Below are 21,455 nucleotides of genomic sequence, written 5' to 3' on the forward strand. Positions count from 1 at the left end.
AAGATTACCCAAATAAGTTTGGATTTTTAGATACGGCAATATTAGCGGCCATCACTAGCCAGCCTAGAGCACCAAAGAAAGCGAAAATTCTCAGCAGCTTGTTCTTTGCCATCTTTAAAGCAAAGAAACCAAGAGCAATGTACGCAAGCACACAAGTGATCTTGTTGGTTAACCAAGGCGCTGCATCCGTAAATGGAATAAAGCCAGTCACCATGATCAGACCAATACCGGAAAGGAGTAACGCGGTATCAACAATATGTGGGAAAACTTTTAGGAATCGGTTGTTGCGCTTTGGAGAATCCATCATCAACAATACGAATCGGATCGATAGTAGCGTCGCGCTCAATGCGATCGTTACTAAGTGAATGTGTTTTAGAGCTACGTACATTTCATTTCTCTTTTATAAGTTACTGCTGACTTGCTCGTTATTATGAAGGCTTGTAACAACCAAGTGTCACTCGGTCGTTGCCGCCGTAGTCTTTTTCCGTGACTACTTGTTCAAAACCAAAATGAGTCATGATCTCACGAACAGCTTCGCCTTGGTCATAACCATGTTCAAACGCGAGCCACCCATCTTCTTCCAAATATTGACGAGCAAGATCAGAGATATGGCGAATATCCGCCAAGCCATTCTCATCCGCAACGAGCGCCGATTTTGGCTCAAAACGCACATCACCTTGCGCGAGATGTGGATCTTTTTCGTCGATATACGGTGGGTTGGAGACAATTAAAGCAAACTTTGTTCCGCTGGCAATAGGTTCGAACCAACTACCTTGATCAAACGTCACATTTTTGATGTTTAACTGCGATGCGTTGTACTCTGCGAGCTCTTTCGCTTCATGTTTAAGGTCAACCCCCACCACTTGACGCTTGGGTAACTCAGACGCCAATGCCAATGCAATCGCCCCAGTGCCAGTGCCTAAATCAAGGATTGGTCCTGTCTGCTCGTAAGTTTTATCCAATGCAACTTCAACCAAACGTTCCGTGTCCGGTCTTGGAATTAATGTGGATGGAGAGACTTTAAGAGGTAAAGACCAAAACTCGCGTTCACCGATAATGTAAGCCACAGGCTCACCCGTGATACGACGAGCCAATAACGCATCAAACTGAGCTTGTTGCTCGGGGTCCAATGCTTTTTCAGGCCAAGTCAGAAGATAGGTTCTTGGTTTGCCAAGGACATGGCAAAGAAGTACGGCTGCATCGAGAGAAGGCGACTCTTTGCCGCCTTCAGTCAATATTGCCGTCGCACTTTTCAGCGCTTGCTCAATAGATTGAACTTGGCTCATCGATTAGTTGTTCTCTGCGAGCGCCGCAAGTTGGTCTGCTTGGTGCTCTTGAACCACAGGATCAATCAAACTTTGCAGGTCACCTTCCATCACTTCGTTCAAACGGTAGATGGTTAGGTTGATGCGGTGGTCAGAAACACGACCTTGTGGGTAGTTGTAAGTACGGATACGGTCACTACGGTCACCAGAACCTAATAAGTTACGACGTGTATCAGAAACTTCTGCTGCACGACGTTCTTCTTCTGCTTGAACGATGCGAGCAGCAAGTACTGCCATCGCTTTTGCTTTGTTCTTATGCTGTGAACGCTCGTCTTGACACTCTACTACTGTACCAGTTGGTAAGTGGGTAATGCGGATTGCAGAATCCGTGGTGTTAACGTGCTGACCACCCGCGCCAGATGCACGGAATGTATCGATTTTTAGGTCTGCTGCTTTGATTTCTGGCAGATCCGCTTCTGGGATTTCCGCCATAACCGCTACGGTACACGCAGAAGTATGAACACGACCTTGAGATTCGGTCGCTGGTACACGTTGGACACGGTGACCGCCTGACTCAAACTTCAGCACGCCGTATGCGCCGTCACCGCTCACTTTCGCGATCATCTCTTTGTAACCACCGTGTTCAGCTTCGTTTGAAGACATCACCTCGATACGCCAACCACGCTTTTCTGCGTATTTGCTGTACATACGGAACAGGTCACCAGCGAAGATACCTGCTTCGTCACCACCCGCACCTGCACGGATTTCTAGGAAACAGTTACGGTCATCGTTTGGATCTTTTGGAAGAAGAAGAATTTGTAGCTCATCAGTTAGACGCTCAATCGTTTCTTTTGCTTCTTTGATTTCTTCCTGCGCCATTTCACGCATTTCTTCGTCGTCTTCGTTCGCCATATCTTCAGCAGCGACAAGATCGTCTTGCGCTTGTTGATACGCTTGGAAGCACTTAGTAACTTCTTCTAGCTGAGAGTACTCTTTTGATAGAGCGCGGAATTTATCCTGATTTCCAATTACATCAGGATCACCAAGAAGATGTTGAACTTCTTCGTAACGTTCTACTAGCGTTTCTAGCTTAGTCAGAATAGAGGCTTTCATAGTGTCGTTTTCTTAATAAAAAGCGTGAGTTACAGATCATCCAAACCAAGGGTCTGGCGGATAACCGTTAATTTTGCTGGTTCGCCCTGCTCTGCCGCACTTTGCAGCGCGCGAGTTGGAGCGTGAATCAGTTTGTTGGTGAGTTTATTACTAAGTTCGCGCAGCACTTTCTCTGGGTCTGCACCGGTTGCCAATGATTGCAGGCTTTTACTTAGTAAGTCTTCACGAATTTCGTTGGCCGATTTGCGATAATCACGAATGCTATCCACTGCTTGAAGTGAACGCAGCCACGTCATAAATGCCGCGCTTTCTTCGCTAACGATCGCTTCTGCTTGAATGGCTTCTACTTTACGTTGTTCGATGTTGCTATCAATGATCGACTGTAAGTCATCCACCGAGTACAAGTAAGCGTCACTCAATTCCCCAACCTGAGCTTCCACATCGCGAGGTACTGCGATATCGACCAATAACATCGGTTGATGACGACGTTTCTTCAACGCGGTCTCAACCATGCCTTTACCAATGATAGGTAGAGGACTCGCCGTTGAGCTGATGACGATGTCTGCTCTTGGTAAATGGTCAGGAATTTCATTCAAGCTGATCACTTCTGCTCCAAATTGTTCTGCTAGACCAAGAGCTCGCTCTCGAGTTCGGTTTGCAACAATCATCTTAGTACAGCCGTTCGACGCTAAGTGTTTTGCCACCAATTCGATGGTTTCACCTGCACCAACCAACAGTACGGTTGAGTCAGACAGTGATTCAAAGATGTGTTTCGCCAATGTACAGGCAGCATAAGCCACCGACACGGCGTTACCACCAATATCAGTTTCTGTTCGAACACGTTTTGCGACTGAGAAAGTCTTTTGGAACAACTTATCAATCGACGCATCCACCGCCTGATGATCTCGGGAATCAGAAAACGCTTGTTTTACCTGACCCAAAATCTGAGGCTCACCTAGTACCAGTGAATCAAGGCCGCAAGAAACACGCATCAAGTGCTTAATCGCCGCTTGCTCTTCATGGACATAAAGGCTCGGCATCAAGTCTTCTTGACTAACTTGATGGAACTGGGCTAACCAGTCGATAAGCTTATTTCGCGCTCCTTGCTTTACGTCGCAGTACACTTCGGTACGGTTACAGGTAGAAACAATCACACTGCCATTGACGGCTTCATGGTCTCTGAGTTGCTCAAGTGCTGGTCCCAATTTATCGGGTCCGAACGCCACTTTCTCTCGCAAGTCAACAGACGCTGTATTGTGATTGATTCCAATAGCAAGCAAGGACATCTAACGTGGTATCTCTGAGATCGGTTATAAAATAGGTTCAGAATTTTACTGTAAGCACGCATTTATTGAAAGGGTAAGCCGGATTTGTTTTCCTTCACTCGGCTTTTCAATGCTATAGTTGTGAGCGATTACCGATGAAACTGATTAATAAGCCATCAAACATGACCTTACGCTCCTTTCTCATCTTGCTCATGTCGAGCATTGTTCTCGCAGGTTGTAGTTCTGTTCCTGAAAGTGTCACCAGCGTAGAGTGGCAGGCACACGAGCAGCGACTTGAAACCATTAAAAATTTTCAAGCCACAGGTAAACTTGGCTACATTGGTCCCGATCAAAGACAAAGCCTGAATTTCTTCTGGAAGCACTCTTCGTCATTAAGCCAGTTACGCTTAACGACCTTACTTGGTCAAACCGCATTAAAGCTCACTATTACGCCACAAGGCGCAACCGTCGAAACCTATGATGACCAAGTACTCTCCGCTCGTGACGCTAACCAACTGATTTACCGATTAACCGGCTTAATGATGCCAGTTGACCATTTACCAGATTGGCTACTTGGCTTACCAACAGATGCCGACTCTTTCCAACTATCACCGACCAATACTCTCCAAGCACTGGACAAACAGATCGGTTTGAACGACTGGAATATTGCTTACCAGCGTTACGGTGATATTGAGTGGCATAACCAGACGTTACCTCTCCCAAACAAGCTAAAACTAAGTACGTCTGACGTAAAAATTAATTTAGTGATCACAAAATGGAACATCACCCAATGATCGATCTTTCAACCCGTTGGCCATCACCAGCGAAATTGAATCTCTTTCTTTATATCAATGGTCGGACCGAAAACGGTTACCACGAGTTACAAACTCTATTCCAGTTCGTCGATCACGGCGATGAACTAACCATTCAAGCGAACGATTCAGGTGAGATCACGATTTCGCCAGAGATCGAAGGTGTTCCTCTGCAAGACAATTTGATCTGGAAAGCGGCGACCACACTTCAACGTTATGCGAAATGCTCGTATGGGGCACATATCGATCTTCATAAGATCTTACCTATGGGCGGTGGCATTGGCGGCGGCTCATCCAACGCAGCAACTACTTTGGTTGCGCTCAATTACCTATGGCAAACCCATCTTAGTGATGATGAATTAGCCGAAATCGGTCTTGCACTTGGTGCAGATGTGCCTGTATTTGTGCGTGGTTTTGCCGCATTTGCTGAAGGCGTTGGTGAGAAACTTTCTCCTGCTCATCCAGATGAGAAATGGTATTTAGTTGTTCGTCCAAATGTTTCTATTGCAACCGCCGACATATTCGGACATCCGGATTTGACTCGAAACACGCCAAAACGCGATTTAGAAACGCTTTTGAACACGCCAAGCGTAAACGATTGCGAAAAAATTGTACGAATGCTCTACCCAGAGGTTGATAAGCAACTTTCATGGCTGCTACAATACGCGCCGTCAAGATTGACGGGGACAGGATCTTGCGTTTTTGCTGAATTTTCGAGCAAATCCGAAGCAGAAACTATCCTTGCACAACTCTCTGATAAAGTCTCGGCATTTGTCGCTCAAGGGCGAAATATTTCGCCACTAAAAGAGACTTTGGCTGAATACCAATCAGCCTCACACCGACCTATTTAAACTGGACGCAAACCCGAGGTTTCCACCGTGCCTGATATGAAGCTATTTGCTGGTAACGCAACACCTGAACTAGCCCAACGTATTGCTGATCGTCTTTACATCTCTCTTGGTGATGCATCTGTTTCTCGCTTTTCTGATGGCGAAGTTGCAGTTCAAATCAATGAGAACGTTCGTGGTAGTGATGTTTTCATCATTCAATCCACTTGTGCACCGACTAACGACAACCTAATGGAATTGGTTGTTATGATTGATGCAATGCGCCGTGCTTCAGCAGGTCGTATCACTGCAGTAATTCCTTACTTCGGCTACGCTCGCCAAGACCGTCGTGTACGTTCTGCGCGTGTGCCAATCACTGCAAAAGTTGTTGCTGATTTCCTATCTAACGTTGGCGTAGACCGCGTTCTAACTATCGACCTACATGCTGAGCAAATTCAAGGCTTCTTCGATGTACCAGTTGATAACATCTTCGGTACACCAGTACTTCTAGAAGACATGCAATCTCGTGGTCTAGAAAACCCAGTAGTGGTTTCTCCTGATCTAGGTGGCGTTGTTCGTGCTCGTGCAACTGCAAAAGCGCTAGGCGACATCGACATCGCTATCGTTGATAAGCGTCGTCCACGTGCAAACGTTTCTGAAGTAATGAACCTAATCGGTGACGTTGAAGGTCGTGACTGTGTGATCGTTGATGACATGATCGATACAGGTGGCACTCTATGTAAAGCAGCTGAAGCGCTAAAAGAGCGCGGTGCTAAGCGTGTATTCGCTTACGCAACTCACGCTGTATTCTCTGGTAACGCTGCGGACAACATTAAGAACTCTGTTCTTGACCAAGTTATCGTGACTGACTCTATCTCTCTATCTAAAGAGATGGCTGCAACTGGCAAAGTAACCACACTAAGCCTATCTCGCATGCTAGCTGAAGCGATTCGTCGTATCAGCAACGAAGAGTCAATCTCTGCAATGTTCAACTAATACGAACATTTCAGTTAAACTGATTTCAAAAGCACCCCTCTTTGGGGTGTTTTTTTATTTGTATCGATAGGCAGAAAATCCCTTGGTCGCCCACTGCGAGAATTCTGTGCTATCATACTGCGCTTTTTGAGATTCCAGAGAGATCCTAACCTTGACTCAACCAATCAAACTTCTTGTTGGTCTTGCTAATCCGGGACCAGAATACGCCAAAACTCGCCACAATGCGGGCGCTTGGGTTGTAGAAGAATTAGCACGCGTTCACAACGTTACCCTGAAGAATGAACCAAAATTCTTTGGCCTAACAGGACGCATTATGGTCAATGGCCAGGATCTCCGTTTGCTAATCCCAACCACTTTCATGAACCTCTCTGGCAAAGCAATCGCAGCACTTGCGAAGTTTTACCAAATTAAGCCAGAAGAGATCATGGTTGCTCATGACGAGCTAGACTTACCGCCAGGTGTCGCTAAGTTTAAGAAAGGTGGTGGTCACGGTGGTCACAATGGTCTGCGTGACACTATTAGCAAACTGGGCAATAACAAAGATTTTTATCGTCTTCGTATCGGCATTGGCCATCCGGGACACAAAGATAAAGTGGCGGGTTTTGTACTAGGCAAAGCTCCAGCGAAAGAGCAAGAGCTACTAGACGCCGCAGCTGACGAATCAGTGCGCTGTCTAGATATCCTAATTAAGGATGGTCTATCAAAAGCACAAAATCGCCTCCACACGTTCAAAGCTGAATAAGGTTACTATCATGGGTTTTAAATGTGGCATCGTTGGTCTACCTAACGTTGGTAAATCAACTCTGTTTAACGCACTAACTAAAGCGGGTATTGAAGCAGCAAACTTCCCGTTCTGTACCATTGAACCAAACACTGGTGTGGTTCCTGTGCCAGATCTACGTCTAGATGCTCTAGCAAAGATCGTTAACCCACAGAAAGTTCTACCTACCACAATGGAATTCGTAGACATCGCTGGTCTAGTTGCGGGCGCATCTCGTGGTGAAGGTCTAGGTAACAAATTCCTAGCGAACATCCGTGAAACTGACGCAATCGGCCACGTTGTACGTTGTTTCGAAAACGACAACATCGTTCACGTTGCAGGTAAAGTATCTCCAATCGAAGATATTGAAGTTATCAACCTTGAACTAGCAATGGCTGACCTTGATTCTTGTGAACGCGCTATCCAGCGTAACGCTAAGAAAGCAAAAGGCGGTGACAAGGACGCGAAATTCGAACTGACGGTTCTAGAAAAACTGCTTCCTGTACTAACAGAAGGTGGCATGGCGCGTACTGTTGATCTTGCAAAAGAAGAGCTAGCAGCAATTGGCTACCTAAACTTCCTAACGCTAAAACCAACAATGTACATCGCTAACGTGAACGAAGATGGTTTTGAAGACAACGCATACCTAGATGCAGTACGTGAGTTTGCAGCGAAAGAAAACAACGTTGTTGTTCCTGTATGTGCAGCTATCGAATCAGAAATGGCTGAACTAGAAGACGACGAGCGTGAAGAGTTCCTAGCAGACCTAGGTATCGAAGAACCAGGTCTAAACCGCGTTATCCGCGCAGGTTACGAACTACTGAACCTACAAACTTACTTCACAGCTGGCGTGAAAGAAGTTCGTGCATGGACTATCCCTGTTGGCGCTACGGCACCAAAAGCGGCAGCGAAGATCCACACAGACTTCGAAAAAGGCTTTATCCGTGCTGAAGTTGTTGGTTACGACGATTTCATCCAATTCAACGGTGAAAGCGGCGCGAAAGACGCAGGTAAATGGCGTCTAGAAGGTAAAGAATACATCGTTAAAGATGGTGATGTTGTACACTTCCGCTTCAACGTATAATTAAGTGAATGAATTCTAAACACTTCATTTACATAAAAAGCCGGCCATAGCGCTGGCTTTTTTTATACCTTTCTAAAACAACAAGAAATTAAGTCCCTTAATGCAAGCCATTTTATTTCCAGTTTTAGATCATAAACGCGCCTCTTTGTTTAAAAAGGAAGCGAACGATGGATTTTGCAGGATTTATTGAAAAAAACTGTTGACGGATCTCACTCAACTTCGCATAATGCGCGCCGTTCCCGACGACAAGGCAACTTAGCGACGAGAACGAGAAAACATGGTTTTGGCTACGTAGCTCAGCTGGTTAGAGCACATCACTCATAATGATGGGGTCACAGGTTCGAATCCCGTCGTAGCCACCATTCCTAAAGGTTCTTTTTTAAGAGCAATTAGGAATAGATGCGGAAGTGGCGGAATTGGTAGACGCACCAGATTTAGGTTCTGGCGCCGCAAGGTGTGAGAGTTCAAGTCTCTCCTTCCGCACCATGTTTTAAGTAGTTTTACGACTACTGTCTGCAGGTCTATCGCCAAGCGGTAAGGCAGCGGCTTTTGATGCCGCCATTCCCTGGTTCGAATCCAGGTAGACCTGCCATTATTTAAAGTGGGATTCCTTTGACAAAAAGGGTTGTCACTTAGAGCGTGAAGGTTTATATTGTCTCGCTCAAAAAGATGGCTACGTAGCTCAGCTGGTTAGAGCACATCACTCATAATGATGGGGTCACAGGTTCGAATCCCGTCGTAGCCACCATTCTTTCTTTTGAAAGACAAAATTTAGTTGTTAGTTTTTACCAATTAACTGACAACTTATAGAGTTCAAGATGCGGAAGTGGCGGAATTGGTAGACGCACCAGATTTAGGTTCTGGCGCCGCAAGGTGTGAGAGTTCAAGTCTCTCCTTCCGCACCATCTTGAAATGCTCTAAACAATATATGCGGAAATGGCGGAATTGGTAGACGCACCAGATTTAGGTTCTGGCGCCGCAAGGTGTGAGAGTTCAAGTCTCTCTTTCCGCACCATATATTGAATAGTCTTTTGACTATTGCCTGCAGGTCTATCGCCAAGCGGTAAGGCAGCGGCTTTTGATGCCGCCATTCCCTGGTTCGAATCCAGGTAGACCTGCCACTATTTTGATTATTGAGTTTACTCAGTAATTATGCGGAAGTGGCGGAATTGGTAGACGCACCAGATTTAGGTTCTGGCGCCGCAAGGTGTGAGAGTTCAAGTCTCTCCTTCCGCACCATTATTTGATATGTCTTAGGACTATCGCCCGTAGGTCTATCGCCAAGCGGTAAGGCAGCGGCTTTTGATGCCGCCATTCCCTGGTTCGAATCCAGGTAGACCTGCCATTATTCTTCCTTGAAACATAGGAATGTTATTGATGTTTTACCAATTATATCAGTAACGACAAATCAAGTTGCGGAAGTGGCGGAATTGGTAGACGCACCAGATTTAGGTTCTGGCGCCGCAAGGTGTGAGAGTTCAAGTCTCTCCTTCCGCACCATCTTGATTTAAAGAATATTGTGTTGGCTACGTAGCTCAGCTGGTTAGAGCACATCACTCATAATGATGGGGTCACAGGTTCGAATCCCGTCGTAGCCACCATTTATTTCGTTGTTTAGGTTTTACCAATTACCTTTATGACGACAGAAAAGTTGCGGAAGTGGCGGAATTGGTAGACGCACCAGATTTAGGTTCTGGCGCCGCAAGGTGTGAGAGTTCAAGTCTCTCCTTCCGCACCATACTTTTCTAACTTGATTAGTCTTTATGACTATCGCCTGCAGGTCTATCGCCAAGCGGTAAGGCAGCGGCTTTTGATGCCGCCATTCCCTGGTTCGAATCCAGGTAGACCTGCCACTATTTTGATTATTGAGTTTACTCAGTAATTATGCGGAAGTGGCGGAATTGGTAGACGCACCAGATTTAGGTTCTGGCGCCGCAAGGTGTGAGAGTTCAAGTCTCTCCTTCCGCACCATTATTTGATATGTCTTAGGACTATCGCCCGTAGGTCTATCGCCAAGCGGTAAGGCAGCGGCTTTTGATGCCGCCATTCCCTGGTTCGAATCCAGGTAGACCTGCCATATTCAATGCTATTGATGTTTTACCAATTACATCAATAACTACAGATCAAGTTGCGGAAGTGGCGGAATTGGTAGACGCACCAGATTTAGGTTCTGGCGCCGCAAGGTGTGAGAGTTCAAGTCTCTCCTTCCGCACCATACTTGATTAAAGAATATAGAATGGCTACGTAGCTCAGCTGGTTAGAGCACATCACTCATAATGATGGGGTCACAGGTTCGAATCCCGTCGTAGCCACCATTAATATAGATTTTAGATGCGGAAGTGGCGGAATTGGTAGACGCACCAGATTTAGGTTCTGGCGCCGCAAGGTGTGAGAGTTCAAGTCTCTCCTTCCGCACCATCTAAAAATAATCTATACTTTGCGGAAATGGCGGAATTGGTAGACGCACCAGATTTAGGTTCTGGCGCCGCAAGGTGTGAGAGTTCAAGTCTCTCTTTCCGCACCATACTTTCCTTTATCGGAAAGCACTTAGTTGAAAGGCTAAGACTAGTAGGGCTATCGCCAAGCGGTAAGGCAGCGGCTTTTGATGCCGCCATTCCCTGGTTCGAATCCAGGTAGCCCTGCCATTACACAACGTTGTTGAGGTTTTACCAATTACCTTGATAACTACAGAATAAGTTGCGGAAGTGGCGGAATTGGTAGACGCACCAGATTTAGGTTCTGGCGCCGCAAGGTGTGAGAGTTCAAGTCTCTCCTTCCGCACCATTCTTAAGAAACCCAGCATTAGTTTGCTGGGTTTTTTCTTTTTTCTGATTCTGGACTCGGTAGATCTCTGATTTATCGAATTAAAAAAGCGAGCTCATGGCTCGCTTTTTTTCTATCTATTGCTTTCCTATCGACCGCTTTCTATGTGATCAGAAGTCTTTTACATACCTAGCGCATACTTCAATACTTGCGCTTTGATCGGTCCTGAGTTTTCCGCCAGCTTCAATGCTGCATTACGAGCGAACTTCAATGGACCTAAATCATTACTAAAGCCTTTGTAGAACACATCCATGCCCGTTTGCATTAATAAGTTATCTGGTCGACGGGCGCGCTCATACTTGGCGAGCAAAGCATCATTAAGTTGCTCTTGCTGATTGGTAACCGAAAGCAGAACATCAACATCTTTGAAGCCGAGATTCACACCTTGCCCAGCAAGTGGGTTGATTGTATGAGCAGAATCCCCCACTAACACGCAATTCTTGTTTGAATAGCTTTGGGCATGGCGACGAGTGAGTGGGAATGAGCCAAATTGTAAAACTTCAATATCGCCTAACTCAGCAGGGAAATGACGTAGGATCTCCTCTTTTAACTGAGGTTTCGTCATCGCACACAATTGTTTAATGCGTTTTGGAGAGTCATACCACACCAGCGACCCCTGCCCGACTTCTTTACCATCCTCAGTTAGTGAACATAACGGCAAGAACGAACGTGGACCTGAGGGAGTAAATTGCTGCCAAGTGATGTCTTGTTGAGGGAGTTCGGTTTTTACGTTGATCAACATGCAGTGTTGACGGTAATCCCATGCGGTTACACCAATACCCGCCAATTGACGAACTTTCGAGTTCGCGCCATCGGCACCAATCACCCAATTAGCTTCAAACTGCTCGCCGCTTTCTAGCGTTACACAGTTTACTTCGGCAAATTGAATATCTTTCAATCGCTCTGGGCACATCACCGTTAAGTTGTCGTATTGTGCGAAAGTTTGCCAAAGCCCCAGTTGGATTAGGCGGTTTTCAACAATGTATCCTAACTGCTCCAATGACAGTTCATCAGAGTGAAAACGAGTACGGCACTCAGGATGTTCCCACGTTTCCAAACGACGATAAGGGCACACACGCATGCTTTCAATCGCGGACCATGCACCTAATGAATCAAGTAGCTTCACCGACTGATGAGAAATCGCGGAAACGCGAATATCCAACGCTTGAGAAGACTCAAACGCCTTTGGCTCTGCGCCTTCTACCATTACAACGCTTCTGCCTTGCTTGGCAAACCCAACAGCCACCGCTGCCCCGACCATGCCGCCACCGATTACGGCGATGTCATACTTGTTCATTTTTTGCTCTTCATCATATTGATTAATTGGCGTTTTTTAATTGTACGTTCCATGGCTATTTTTACAAAATTGTTTAACAAAAAACCTTGCTGTATATAGGGCAAAAAACTAGATTTCATCAGGGTTTGCAGAGAATTCGTCAGATCACTAGTCAGGTGCTTTTTAAAGCAGTACAATACGCCGCTTACCGCCGAGATGGCGGCTATAATTTGAGCAATAGCTCTCCGATTTAAGTACAACTGAACGAGCGAAAGTGAGATGAGTAAGAAACTGCTAATTAAAACCTGGGGCTGCCAGATGAACGAATACGATTCATCAAAAATGGCCGACCTGCTTAATGCTGCAAACGGCTATGAGCTGACCGAAGAGCCAGAGGAAGCAGACGTACTTCTACTTAACACCTGTTCGATCCGTGAAAAAGCGCAAGAGAAAGTTTTCCACCAGCTTGGTCGTTGGAAGACACTAAAAGATAAAAAACCTGGCGTAGTTATCGGCGTAGGTGGTTGTGTAGCAACTCAAGAAGGTGATCACATCCGTCAGCGTGCTCCATACGTTGACGTAATTTTTGGTCCACAAACTCTTCACCGTCTTCCTGAGATGATTAAACAATCTCAATCGGATGAAGCACCAGTAATGGACATTTCATTCCCAGAAATCGAAAAGTTTGACCGTCTACCAGAGCCTCGTGCTGAAGGTGCAACAGCATTCGTTTCTATTATGGAAGGCTGTTCTAAGTACTGTACTTACTGTGTAGTACCGTACACTCGTGGTGAAGAAGTAAGCCGTCCAATGGATGACGTACTGTTCGAAATCGCACAGCTAGCAGATCAAGGCGTACGTGAAGTAAACCTACTGGGTCAAAACGTAAACGCATACCGTGGTCCTATGCACGACGGCGAAATCTGTTCATTTGCAGAACTGCTTCGTTTGGTTGCGTCTATCGATGGTATTGATCGTATCCGCTTTACAACAAGCCACCCATTAGAGTTTACTGATGACATCATCGCAGTATACGAAGACACACCTGAGCTAGTAAGCTTCCTTCACCTACCGGTACAAAGTGGTAGTGACCGAGTGCTGACTATGATGAAACGTCCTCACACTGGGATTGAGTACAAGTCGATCATCCGTAAACTGCGTAAAGCTCGTCCTGATATCCAAATCAGTTCAGACTTTATCGTTGGTTTCCCTGGTGAAACAGACAAAGATTTCCAAGACACAATGAAGCTAATCAAAGACGTAGACTTTGACATGAGCTTCAGCTTCATCTTCTCTCCACGTCCAGGTACGCCAGCGGCAGATTACCCTTGTGACCTATCAGAGCAAGTGAAGAAAGAGCGTCTATACGAGCTACAACAAACCGTAAACGCACAAGCAATGCGCTACTCTCGCCTAATGCTAGGCACTGAGCAACGCGTTCTGGTTGAAGGTCCTTCTAAGAAGAACCTAATGGAGCTTCGTGCTCGTACAGAAAACAACCGTGTAGTAAACTTTGAAGGTAGCGCAGATCTAATCGGTCAGTTCGTTGACGTGAAGATTACGGATGTATTTGCTAACTCACTACGTGGTGAGCTAGTACGTACAGAAAAAGACATGGACCTTCGTAGCGTGATTTCACCAACGCAAATGATGGCGAAAACGCGTCGCGAAGATGAGCTAGGTGTAGCTACTTTTACGCCATAAGCTCGTACAAATAGCCATTGAGAGCCTGGTCGTTATCAGGCTCTCGTTAAATGGCATAAAATGAGAGGCAACATTGAGCAATAAAATCGTAACGCTAGAAATCAATCTAGAACCTTCAGACAACCGCCGACTAGCAAGCCTGTGCGGTCCATTCGATGACAACATCAAGCATTTAGAACGTCGTCTAGGCGTTGAAATTAACCACCGTAGCGACCTTTTCACCATTGTCGGTAAACCTCATACCGCAGCTGCTGCGCTGGATATTCTGAAAACCCTTTATGTAGACACCGCTCCTGTCCGCGGCGAAACGCCTGATATCGAACCAGAGCAGATCCATCTGGCGATCAAAGAATCAGGTGTGTTGGAGCAAAATACCGAGTCGAACATCGAACACGGTAAAGAAGTCTTCGTAAAAACCAAGAAAGGCGTGATCAAGCCTCGTACACCAAATCAGGGTCAATACCTGATGAACATGGTAACGCACGATATCACTTTCGGTATCGGTCCTGCAGGTACAGGTAAAACTTACCTAGCGGTTGCAGCAGCCGTTGACGCACTAGAGCGCCAAGAGATCCGTCGTATTCTATTAACTCGTCCTGCGGTTGAAGCGGGTGAGAAACTGGGCTTCCTACCTGGTGATTTGAGCCAGAAAGTCGCCCCTTACCTACGTCCTCTGTACGACGCCCTATTTGAAATGCTGGGCTTTGAGCGCGTAGAAAAGCTGATTGAACGTAACGTGATTGAGGTAGCACCTCTTGCTTACATGCGTGGTCGTACTCTAAACGACGCCTTCATCATTCTAGATGAGAGCCAAAACACCACCGTCGAGCAGATGAAGATGTTCCTAACGCGTATCGGCTTCAACTCTCGTGCGGTTATCACCGGTGACGTCACTCAAATTGACTTACCTCGCGGTGCGAAATCAGGTCTTCGTCATGCAATTGAAGTACTGAGCGAAGTTGATGACATCAGCTTTAACTTCTTCCAAGCTGACGACGTAGTGCGCCACCCAGTGGTTGCTCGTATTGTTAACGCTTATGAGAAGTGGGAAGCGCAAGACCAGAAAGAACGTAAAGAGTTTGAAAAACGCCGTCGTGAAGAACGTGATGCCAAACTGCTAGAAGCAGCAAAAGCAGAATTAAGCGCACAAGTCGCGGCGACTAAGGAATAACCATGGCAATTGAACTTGATTTGCAACTGGCAGTCGAAAATGAAGAAGGCTTACCTTCTGAACAAGATTTCCAATTGTGGCTAGATAAGACTATTCCTCTATTTCAGCCTCAAGCGGAACTGACGATTCGTATTGTCGACGAGCAAGAAAGTCACGAGCTAAACCACGAATACCGTGGTAAAGACAAGCCGACCAACGTGCTATCTTTCCCATTCGAAGTACCACCAGGTATGGAGATGGATCTACTGGGCGATTTGATTATCTGTCGCCAAGTTGTTGAAAAAGAGGCAGTAGAGCAGAATAAGCCCCTACTAGCACATTGGGCGCATATGGTTGTACATGGCAGCTTGCATCTGCTAGGTTATGACCATATCGAGGATGATGAAGCTGAAGAGATGGAATCCCTCGAGACAGAAATCATGCAAGGTATGGGTTATGAAGACCCATATATTGCTGAAAAAGAGTAGCTTTGGTTGCTCGACAGGGAAAGGCGAACTACCCAGATAACCATCTCGTACTCGTCTTTCTATGTGAGCTATCACACATCTGATAGCGTTACTTAATTGAGAAACAATGAACGAAGATAATTCTCCCTCTTCTAATGAAGGCAAGAAAGAAAAGGCAGAAGGTCCGAGTAGAAAGTCCTTCTTTGAACGTCTAGGTCAACTATTTCAAGGCGAACCAAAAGACCGCCAAGAGCTTGTGGATGTGATCCGCGACTCTGAAATCAATGACCTGATTGACCACGACACCCGCGACATGCTTGAAGGTGTAATGGAAATCTCCGAAATGCGCGTGCGTGACATCATGATCCCGCGTTCGCAAATGGTTACTGTTGAGCGCACAGACGATCTTGATACTTTGATCGCACTGATCACTGATGCTCAACACTCTCGCTACCCTGTGATCAGCGAAGATAAAGACCATGTGGAAGGCATTCTACTAGCGAAGGACTTACTCAAATACTTGGGCTCAGGCAGTAACCCATTTGATATCGAAGAAGTGATTCGACCAGCAGTCGTAGTACCGGAAAGTAAACGTGTAGACCGCCTGCTAAAAGAATTCCGTGAAGAACGTTATCACATGGCGATTGTTGTCGATGAATTCGGCGGTGTTTCTGGTCTTGTAACTATCGAAGATATCCTTGAAGAAATCGTAGGGGATATTGAAGATGAGTTCGATGATGATGAAGAAACCGATATCCGTAAGCTGAGCAAACATACGTTTGCTGTCAGAGCTCTGACAACCATTGAAGAGTTTAATGAGACATTCGGTACCAACTTCAGTGATGAAGAAGTGGATACCGTTGGCGGCATGGTAATGACTGCTTTTGGTCACCTACCATCGCGTGGCGAAGTCGTGGATATTGATGCATACAGCTTCAAAGTAACGGCAGCCGACAACCGTCGTGTCATTCAACTTCAAGTGACGATTCCAGACGAAGAAAAGCTGGTTGAAGCCACTCAAGAGTAACGCGATACCCTAACATCGGGAATATCAGAAAAATAAAATGATGAATGTACTCTTTCATCGCCTCAAGCGGCCCTTAGTGGCCGCTTTTGTTGGCGCCTCCACTACCCTAGCATTTGCTCCTTATCAGCTATGGCCGCTTGCCATACTTAGCCCTGCTATCCTACTTATTCTTCTTGCAGACCAATCACCTAGGCGTGCGCTTTGGATCGGTTATTCATGGGGTTTAGGGCAATTTGCGACAGGAGTAAGCTGGGTTTACGTTAGCATTGCAGGCTTTGGCGGCATGCCGCTGATTGCAAACCTATTCCTCATGGGCTTGTTAATCGCCTACCTATCCATATACACCGGCTTATTTGCGTGGCTCGCTAACAAGTTTTTCCCTGAATTTACCCTGAGCAAAGCATTGCTTGCTGCTCCTGCATTATGGCTAGTGACCGACTGGCTACGTGGCTGGGTTATGACAGGTTTCCCTTGGCTATGGCTTGGCTATAGTCAAATTGACGCACCATTTGCCAGCTTTGCACCCATCGGTGGTGTAGAACTACTAACACTGTTCATCATGATCAGTGCTGGTGCATTGGCGTATGCTTGGATTCACAAGCAATGGTTAATGATCATCATCCCTGCGGTACTGTTAAGTGCAGGCTTTGGTATTCGCCAATACGATTGGGTAACTCCTCGCATTGAAGACACAACCAAAGTCGCGCTGATCCAAGGTAACGTTGACCAGAACCTAAAATGGCTACCGAGCCAACGCTGGCCAACCATCATGAAATACGCAGACCTCACTCGTGAGAACTGGGATGCTGACATCATCGTATGGCCAGAGGCTGCCATTCCTGCATTTGAAATTGAAGTCCCGTCGTTCTTGAGAAACATCGATACTGCGGCGAAAATGAACAACAGCGCCATTATTACGGGTGTGGTAAACCAAGGAAAAGACGGTCAATTCTACAACAGCATTTTATCGCTGGGTGTAAATCCATACGGTGATTACAGCTTTGATATGGACAAGCGCTACCACAAGCACCACTTACTTCCGTTTGGTGAGTTCGTGCCGTTTGAAGACGTATTGCGCCCACTTGCACCATTCTTCAACTTGCCAATGTCTTCCTTCAGCCGTGGCGATTTCATTCAGCCAAACATCGTGGCGAATGGAAAGCACATGGATCCTGCACTGTGTTATGAAATCATCTTCAGCGAACAAGTTCGTCAGAACGTGACCGACGATACTGATTTCATTCTAACGCTTTCTAACGACGCTTGGTTCGGTCATTCAATTGGTCCACTACAGCACATGGAAATTGCTCGAATGCGTGCTCTAGAGCTGGGTAAGCCACTTATTCGTTCGACCAACAATGGCGTAACCGCAGTGACCGACCATAAAGGTAAGGTGATTGAACAAATCCCTCAATTTGAAACCGCAGTGCTTCGCGCAGAACTTGTTCCTACCGATGGTCAAACTCCGTATCGCATCGTCGGCACTTGGCCTCTGTATATTTGGGCTGGATTAAGTTTGATGTTGGCTTGGTGGTTATCAAGGAAGAAAAAGTCATAAGTGAAAAAGAGGCTCTTAGGCCTCTTTTTTTACGTTTGTTAATGCTGTTCTTATGGCTTGAGAGACTGACGACTAAAGCCAGTATGATTGCACTTAATGCATGGAATGATCACAGTTGGGTGGTTATATGTCGTCTTATGACCACATTCATCGCAGACCAATGTGCCAAGTCCAATCACCTCTCCCGCCTCATAAAGACCTTGATGTTCTAAGTCATCAAACAGTTCAACCCACTCCACTTTGGTTCGGTCTGTAATTTCGAGCAAACCTTGCCAAACGGAATCGGCAATTGTGAGATAGAAGGGTCCACTCTTACCTTCTTCATAGCTATCAGAAAACTCTTTTAAATCGGCTTTGACATAAGCTGATATCAGTGAGAGTTCGTCTTTGGTCATGTCGTTGGCAGCATCCACCACTTTGCCCGACGTTTCGAATACTTTGTTAACTTCATCCGGACTGTGCTTCAAGGTTTCAATCACATCCTCGAGCATTTCCTCATAACCTGCTTTACGTTTAGGCATAACTGACCTCCATCTTTCTACTACCAAGCACCACTTCAAGGCGTATGGGTACAGATTGGCTATTGTTGTGATCCCTAGCTTTAGGTATTCTATGACGATCTATTTAAGTCTGTTCTAACCGAACTCACAAATTCCAAGATAACCGGATACCATCGATGCAAGAACAATACAATCCACAAGACCTTGAACAGAAAGTTCAAAAGCACTGGGATGACAACAAGACCTTTGTTGTAAGTGAAGACCCAAATAAAGAAAAATTCTACTGTCTATCCATGTTCCCATACCCAAGTGGTCGACTGCACATGGGTCACGTGCGCAACTACACCATCGGTGACGTAGTATCTCGTTTCCAACGCCTACAAGGCAAAAACGTAATGCAACCAATCGGTTGGGATGCATTTGGTCTACCTGCAGAAAACGCAGCAGTGAAAAACAACACTGCACCTGCACCATGGACTTACGAAAACATCGAATACATGAAGAACCAACTTAAGCTTCTTGGCTTTGGTTACGATTGGAACCGTGAATTCGCAACATGTACACCTGAGTACTACCGTTGGGAACAAGAGTTCTTCACTAAGCTTTACGAGAAAGGTCTGGTTTACAAAAAGACTTCTTCTGTTAACTGGTGTCCAAACGACCAAACTGTTCTTGCGAACGAGCAGGTTGAAGATGGCTGCTGCTGGCGTTGTGACACTCCAGTAGAGCAAAAAGAAATTCCTCAGTGGTTCATCAAGATCACAGAATACGCTCAAGAGTTGCTGGACGATCTAGACAAACTTGAAGGTTGGCCAGAAATGGTGAAAACCATGCAGCGCAACTGGATCGGCCGTTCTGAAGGTGTTGAGCTCAAGTTTGAAGTGAAGGGTCAACAAGACCTAGAAGTTTACACAACACGTCCAGACACGCTAATGGGCGTCACTTACGTTGGTATCGCTGCAGGTCACCCTCTAGCGACTATCGCGGCTGAGAACAACCCAGAACTTGCTGCGTTCATCGAAGAGTGTAAGAACACCAAAGTAGCAGAAGCTGAACTGGCGACAATGGAGAAGAAAGGTATGGCGACTGGCCTTACTGCTATTCACCCATTGAACGGTCGTGAAGTTCCTGTTTACGTAGCAAACTTCGTACTGATGGACTACGGTACAGGCGCTGTAATGGCAGTACCTGCACACGACCAACGTGACTTCGAGTTCGCAACTAAGTACGGTCTAGACATCGTGCCTGTTATCAAGCCGGTTGATGGCAGCGAGCTAGACATCTCTGAAGCGGCATACACTGAGAAAGGTGTACTGTTCGATTCAGGTGAATTCGACGGTCTAGAATTCCAAGCGGCATTCGATGCAATTGCAGCGAAGCTAGAAGCAGAAGGCAAAGGCACTAAGACTGTTAACTTCCGTCTACGTGACTGGGGTGTATCTCGCCAACGTTACTGGGGTGCACCAATCCCAATGGTAACCACTGAAGACGGTGAAGTTCACCCAGTACCCGCTGACCAGCTACCTGTTATTCTTCCAGAAGACGTAGTAATGGATGGCGTTACTAGCCCAATTAAAGCAGACAAAGAGTGGGCAAAGACAACCTTTAACGGCGAACCTGCTCTACGTGAGACAGATACATTCGATACGTTCATGGAGTCTTCTTGGTACTACGCTCGTTACTGTTCACCACAAGCTGATGACATCCTAGATCCAGAAAAAGCAAACTACTGGCTACCGGTAGACCAGTACATCGGTGGTATCGAGCACGCTTGTATGCACCTACTGTACTCTCGCTTCTTCCACAAACTGCTGCGTGATGCAGGCTACGTAACGTCTGACGAGCCGTTCAAGCAACTACTGTGTCAAGGCATGGTACTAGCGGACGCGTTCTACTTCGAGAACGAGAAAGGCGGTAAAGAGTGGGTTGCACCAACTGACGTTAAAGTTGAACGTGACGGTAAAGGTCGCATCACTTCTGCAACGGATAACGAAGGTCGCAACGTTGAACACTCAGGCATGATCAAAATGTCTAAGTCCAAGAACAACGGTATTGACCCTCAAGAGATGGTAGACAAGTACGGCGCAGACACAGTACGTCTATTCATGATGTTCGCGTCTCCAGCAGACATGACACTTGAGTGGCAAGAGTCTGGCGTAGAAGGTGCTAACCGCTTCCTGAAACGTGTTTGGAAACTAGTAAACGAGCACACATCAAAAGGTGCAGCAGAAGCAGTAGATGCAGCAGCACTTTCTGGTGACCAAAAAGCTCTTCGTCGTGACGTTCACAAAACTATCGCGAAAGTGACTGATGATATTGCTCGTCGTCAAACGTTCAACACAGCAATCGCTGCAATCATGGAACTGATGAACAAGCTAGCGAAAGCGCCTCAAGAATCTGCGCAAGATCGTGCAATCCTTGATGAGGCTCTAAAAGCTGTTGTTGCAATGCTTTACCCAATCACTCCGCACATCTCATACGAACTATGGGCTGCGCTAGGTGAAGCAGACATCGACAATGCTGTATGGCCAACGTTCGACGAGAAAGCACTTGTTGAAGACGAGAAGACTATCGTTGTTCAAGTTAACGGCAAACTGCGTGCGAAACTGACTGTAGCGGCTGACGCAACGAAAGAACAAGTTGAAGAGCTTGGTCTAAATGACGAAAACGTTACTAAGTTCACAGATGGTCTAACAATCCGTAAAGTAATTTACGTACCAGGTAAACTGTTGAACATCGTTGCTAACTAGTCTTTCACGACAAACGATACGTAGTTAGCAATAACTCAAAGCAGAGCGAACTTATTCGCCTGTAAAGAGTCATTAAAC

17 protein-coding genes and 21 tRNA genes are annotated in these 21,455 nt (G+C 46.2%); 32 read left to right on the forward strand and 6 right to left on the reverse strand.

Annotated features, from left to right (window positions below; translation table 11 throughout):
* Positions 1 to 4: 4 nt before the first annotated feature.
* From OH459_RS08465 to hemA, 4 genes are read right to left on the reverse strand one after another with little or no spacing between them, the layout of a single operon-like run.
* On the reverse strand, positions 5 to 388 hold the full coding sequence (locus OH459_RS08465) for a SirB2 family protein (RefSeq protein WP_005449241.1): 384 nt from the start codon (positions 386 to 388) through the stop codon (positions 5 to 7).
* 40 nt (positions 389 to 428) lie between these two features.
* A complete protein-coding gene (gene prmC, locus OH459_RS08470; RefSeq protein WP_038898457.1) occupies positions 429 to 1,286 on the reverse strand; it encodes a peptide chain release factor N(5)-glutamine methyltransferase in 858 nt (285 codons plus the stop codon).
* A 3-nt stretch (positions 1,287 to 1,289) separates the two neighbouring features.
* Complete coding sequence (gene prfA / locus OH459_RS08475; protein WP_005449249.1) at positions 1,290 to 2,378, reverse strand: peptide chain release factor 1; 1,089 nt, start codon at positions 2,376 to 2,378, stop codon at positions 1,290 to 1,292.
* Between the two features lie 29 nt (positions 2,379 to 2,407).
* Complete coding sequence (gene hemA, locus OH459_RS08480) at positions 2,408 to 3,664, reverse strand: glutamyl-tRNA reductase (RefSeq protein WP_005449251.1); 1,257 nt, start codon at positions 3,662 to 3,664, stop codon at positions 2,408 to 2,410.
* A gap of 134 nt (positions 3,665 to 3,798) precedes the next feature.
* Here hemA and lolB point away from each other — a divergent pair, with 134 nt between their 5' ends.
* From lolB to OH459_RS08610, 26 genes are all read left to right on the forward strand, one after another.
* Positions 3,799 to 4,437 carry a lipoprotein insertase outer membrane protein LolB gene (gene lolB / locus OH459_RS08485; RefSeq protein ID WP_005449252.1) on the forward strand — a complete coding sequence of 213 codons (639 nt, stop codon included), beginning with the start codon at positions 3,799 to 3,801 and terminating at the stop codon, positions 4,435 to 4,437.
* On the forward strand, positions 4,434 to 5,306 hold the full coding sequence (ispE, locus tag OH459_RS08490; protein WP_029789167.1) for a 4-(cytidine 5'-diphospho)-2-C-methyl-D-erythritol kinase: 873 nt from the start codon (positions 4,434 to 4,436) through the stop codon (positions 5,304 to 5,306). The genes lolB and ispE overlap by 4 nt, the downstream gene beginning before the upstream one ends.
* A gap of 27 nt (positions 5,307 to 5,333) precedes the next feature.
* The gene (locus tag OH459_RS08495) at positions 5,334 to 6,278 is read left to right on the forward strand and encodes a ribose-phosphate pyrophosphokinase (RefSeq protein WP_005449254.1); all 945 of its coding nucleotides are present in this window, start codon (positions 5,334 to 5,336) and stop codon (positions 6,276 to 6,278) included.
* Between the two features lie 151 nt (positions 6,279 to 6,429).
* The gene (pth, locus tag OH459_RS08500; RefSeq protein ID WP_005438598.1) at positions 6,430 to 7,020 is read left to right on the forward strand and encodes an aminoacyl-tRNA hydrolase; all 591 of its coding nucleotides are present in this window, start codon (positions 6,430 to 6,432) and stop codon (positions 7,018 to 7,020) included.
* A gap of 10 nt (positions 7,021 to 7,030) precedes the next feature.
* The gene (ychF, locus tag OH459_RS08505) at positions 7,031 to 8,122 is read left to right on the forward strand and encodes a redox-regulated ATPase YchF (protein WP_005449255.1); all 1,092 of its coding nucleotides are present in this window, start codon (positions 7,031 to 7,033) and stop codon (positions 8,120 to 8,122) included.
* A 285-nt stretch (positions 8,123 to 8,407) separates the two neighbouring features.
* Positions 8,408 to 8,484, forward strand: a tRNA-Met gene (locus tag OH459_RS08510).
* Positions 8,485 to 8,523: 39 nt separating this feature from the next.
* Positions 8,524 to 8,608 (forward strand) — tRNA-Leu (locus tag OH459_RS08515).
* A gap of 31 nt (positions 8,609 to 8,639) precedes the next feature.
* Positions 8,640 to 8,714: transfer RNA gene (locus OH459_RS08520), tRNA-Gln, on the forward strand.
* Positions 8,715 to 8,793: 79 nt separating this feature from the next.
* Positions 8,794 to 8,870, forward strand: a tRNA-Met gene (locus tag OH459_RS08525).
* A 72-nt stretch (positions 8,871 to 8,942) separates the two neighbouring features.
* A tRNA-Leu gene (locus tag OH459_RS08530) sits at positions 8,943 to 9,027 on the forward strand.
* Positions 9,028 to 9,052: 25 nt separating this feature from the next.
* Positions 9,053 to 9,137, forward strand: a tRNA-Leu gene (locus tag OH459_RS08535).
* Positions 9,138 to 9,168: 31 nt separating this feature from the next.
* A tRNA-Gln gene (locus OH459_RS08540) sits at positions 9,169 to 9,243 on the forward strand.
* Positions 9,244 to 9,276: 33 nt separating this feature from the next.
* Positions 9,277 to 9,361 (forward strand) — tRNA-Leu (locus OH459_RS08545).
* Positions 9,362 to 9,392: 31 nt separating this feature from the next.
* Positions 9,393 to 9,467: transfer RNA gene (locus tag OH459_RS08550), tRNA-Gln, on the forward strand.
* Between the two features lie 70 nt (positions 9,468 to 9,537).
* A tRNA-Leu gene (locus OH459_RS08555) sits at positions 9,538 to 9,622 on the forward strand.
* Positions 9,623 to 9,646: 24 nt separating this feature from the next.
* Positions 9,647 to 9,723: transfer RNA gene (locus tag OH459_RS08560), tRNA-Met, on the forward strand.
* Positions 9,724 to 9,775: 52 nt separating this feature from the next.
* A tRNA-Leu gene (locus tag OH459_RS08565) sits at positions 9,776 to 9,860 on the forward strand.
* Positions 9,861 to 9,900: 40 nt separating this feature from the next.
* A tRNA-Gln gene (locus OH459_RS08570) sits at positions 9,901 to 9,975 on the forward strand.
* 33 nt (positions 9,976 to 10,008) lie between these two features.
* A tRNA-Leu gene (locus OH459_RS08575) sits at positions 10,009 to 10,093 on the forward strand.
* Positions 10,094 to 10,124: 31 nt separating this feature from the next.
* Positions 10,125 to 10,199 (forward strand) — tRNA-Gln (locus OH459_RS08580).
* 53 nt (positions 10,200 to 10,252) lie between these two features.
* Positions 10,253 to 10,337 (forward strand) — tRNA-Leu (locus OH459_RS08585).
* A 23-nt stretch (positions 10,338 to 10,360) separates the two neighbouring features.
* Positions 10,361 to 10,437, forward strand: a tRNA-Met gene (locus OH459_RS08590).
* Between the two features lie 18 nt (positions 10,438 to 10,455).
* A tRNA-Leu gene (locus tag OH459_RS08595) sits at positions 10,456 to 10,540 on the forward strand.
* A gap of 21 nt (positions 10,541 to 10,561) precedes the next feature.
* Positions 10,562 to 10,646, forward strand: a tRNA-Leu gene (locus OH459_RS08600).
* A 46-nt stretch (positions 10,647 to 10,692) separates the two neighbouring features.
* Positions 10,693 to 10,767 (forward strand) — tRNA-Gln (locus OH459_RS08605).
* 54 nt (positions 10,768 to 10,821) lie between these two features.
* Positions 10,822 to 10,906: transfer RNA gene (locus tag OH459_RS08610), tRNA-Leu, on the forward strand.
* Positions 10,907 to 11,066: 160 nt separating this feature from the next.
* On the opposite strand, the gene OH459_RS08615 is transcribed toward OH459_RS08610, so the two are convergent.
* Positions 11,067 to 12,242: a 2-octaprenyl-3-methyl-6-methoxy-1,4-benzoquinol hydroxylase gene (locus tag OH459_RS08615; protein WP_053053229.1), complete on the reverse strand. Its 1,176-nt coding sequence runs from the start codon at positions 12,240 to 12,242 to the stop codon at positions 11,067 to 11,069.
* A gap of 258 nt (positions 12,243 to 12,500) precedes the next feature.
* Here OH459_RS08615 and miaB point away from each other — a divergent pair, with 258 nt between their 5' ends.
* From miaB to lnt, 5 genes are all read left to right on the forward strand, one after another.
* Positions 12,501 to 13,925 (forward strand): tRNA (N6-isopentenyl adenosine(37)-C2)-methylthiotransferase MiaB, encoded by a 1,425-nt coding sequence (miaB, locus tag OH459_RS08620; protein WP_005438595.1) that lies wholly within the window; start codon positions 12,501 to 12,503, stop codon positions 13,923 to 13,925.
* 73 nt (positions 13,926 to 13,998) lie between these two features.
* Positions 13,999 to 15,096: a PhoH family protein gene (locus OH459_RS08625; protein WP_269986389.1), complete on the forward strand. Its 1,098-nt coding sequence runs from the start codon at positions 13,999 to 14,001 to the stop codon at positions 15,094 to 15,096.
* A gap of 2 nt (positions 15,097 to 15,098) precedes the next feature.
* Positions 15,099 to 15,563, forward strand: coding sequence for an rRNA maturation RNase YbeY (gene ybeY, locus OH459_RS08630; RefSeq protein ID WP_005425552.1), 465 nt, complete (start codon positions 15,099 to 15,101; stop codon positions 15,561 to 15,563).
* Positions 15,564 to 15,669: 106 nt separating this feature from the next.
* The gene (gene corC, locus OH459_RS08635; RefSeq protein ID WP_053053230.1) at positions 15,670 to 16,569 is read left to right on the forward strand and encodes a CNNM family magnesium/cobalt transport protein CorC; all 900 of its coding nucleotides are present in this window, start codon (positions 15,670 to 15,672) and stop codon (positions 16,567 to 16,569) included.
* A gap of 37 nt (positions 16,570 to 16,606) precedes the next feature.
* Positions 16,607 to 18,127, forward strand: coding sequence for an apolipoprotein N-acyltransferase (lnt, locus tag OH459_RS08640; RefSeq protein WP_045488655.1), 1,521 nt, complete (start codon positions 16,607 to 16,609; stop codon positions 18,125 to 18,127).
* A 50-nt stretch (positions 18,128 to 18,177) separates the two neighbouring features.
* Here the strand turns inward: lnt and OH459_RS08645 are convergent, their stop codons facing one another.
* The gene (locus OH459_RS08645; RefSeq protein WP_005447499.1) at positions 18,178 to 18,648 is read right to left on the reverse strand and encodes a zinc ribbon-containing protein; all 471 of its coding nucleotides are present in this window, start codon (positions 18,646 to 18,648) and stop codon (positions 18,178 to 18,180) included.
* A 155-nt stretch (positions 18,649 to 18,803) separates the two neighbouring features.
* Between OH459_RS08645 and leuS the strand changes: the two genes are divergently transcribed.
* On the forward strand, positions 18,804 to 21,377 hold the full coding sequence (gene leuS, locus OH459_RS08650; protein WP_009697741.1) for a leucine--tRNA ligase: 2,574 nt from the start codon (positions 18,804 to 18,806) through the stop codon (positions 21,375 to 21,377).
* The last annotated feature ends 78 nt before the right edge of the window (positions 21,378 to 21,455 follow it).

This window comes from Vibrio sp. MM46, from assembly GCF_027587135.1.
In the GTDB taxonomy this organism is placed as follows: domain Bacteria; phylum Pseudomonadota; class Gammaproteobacteria; order Enterobacterales; family Vibrionaceae; genus Vibrio; species Vibrio harveyi.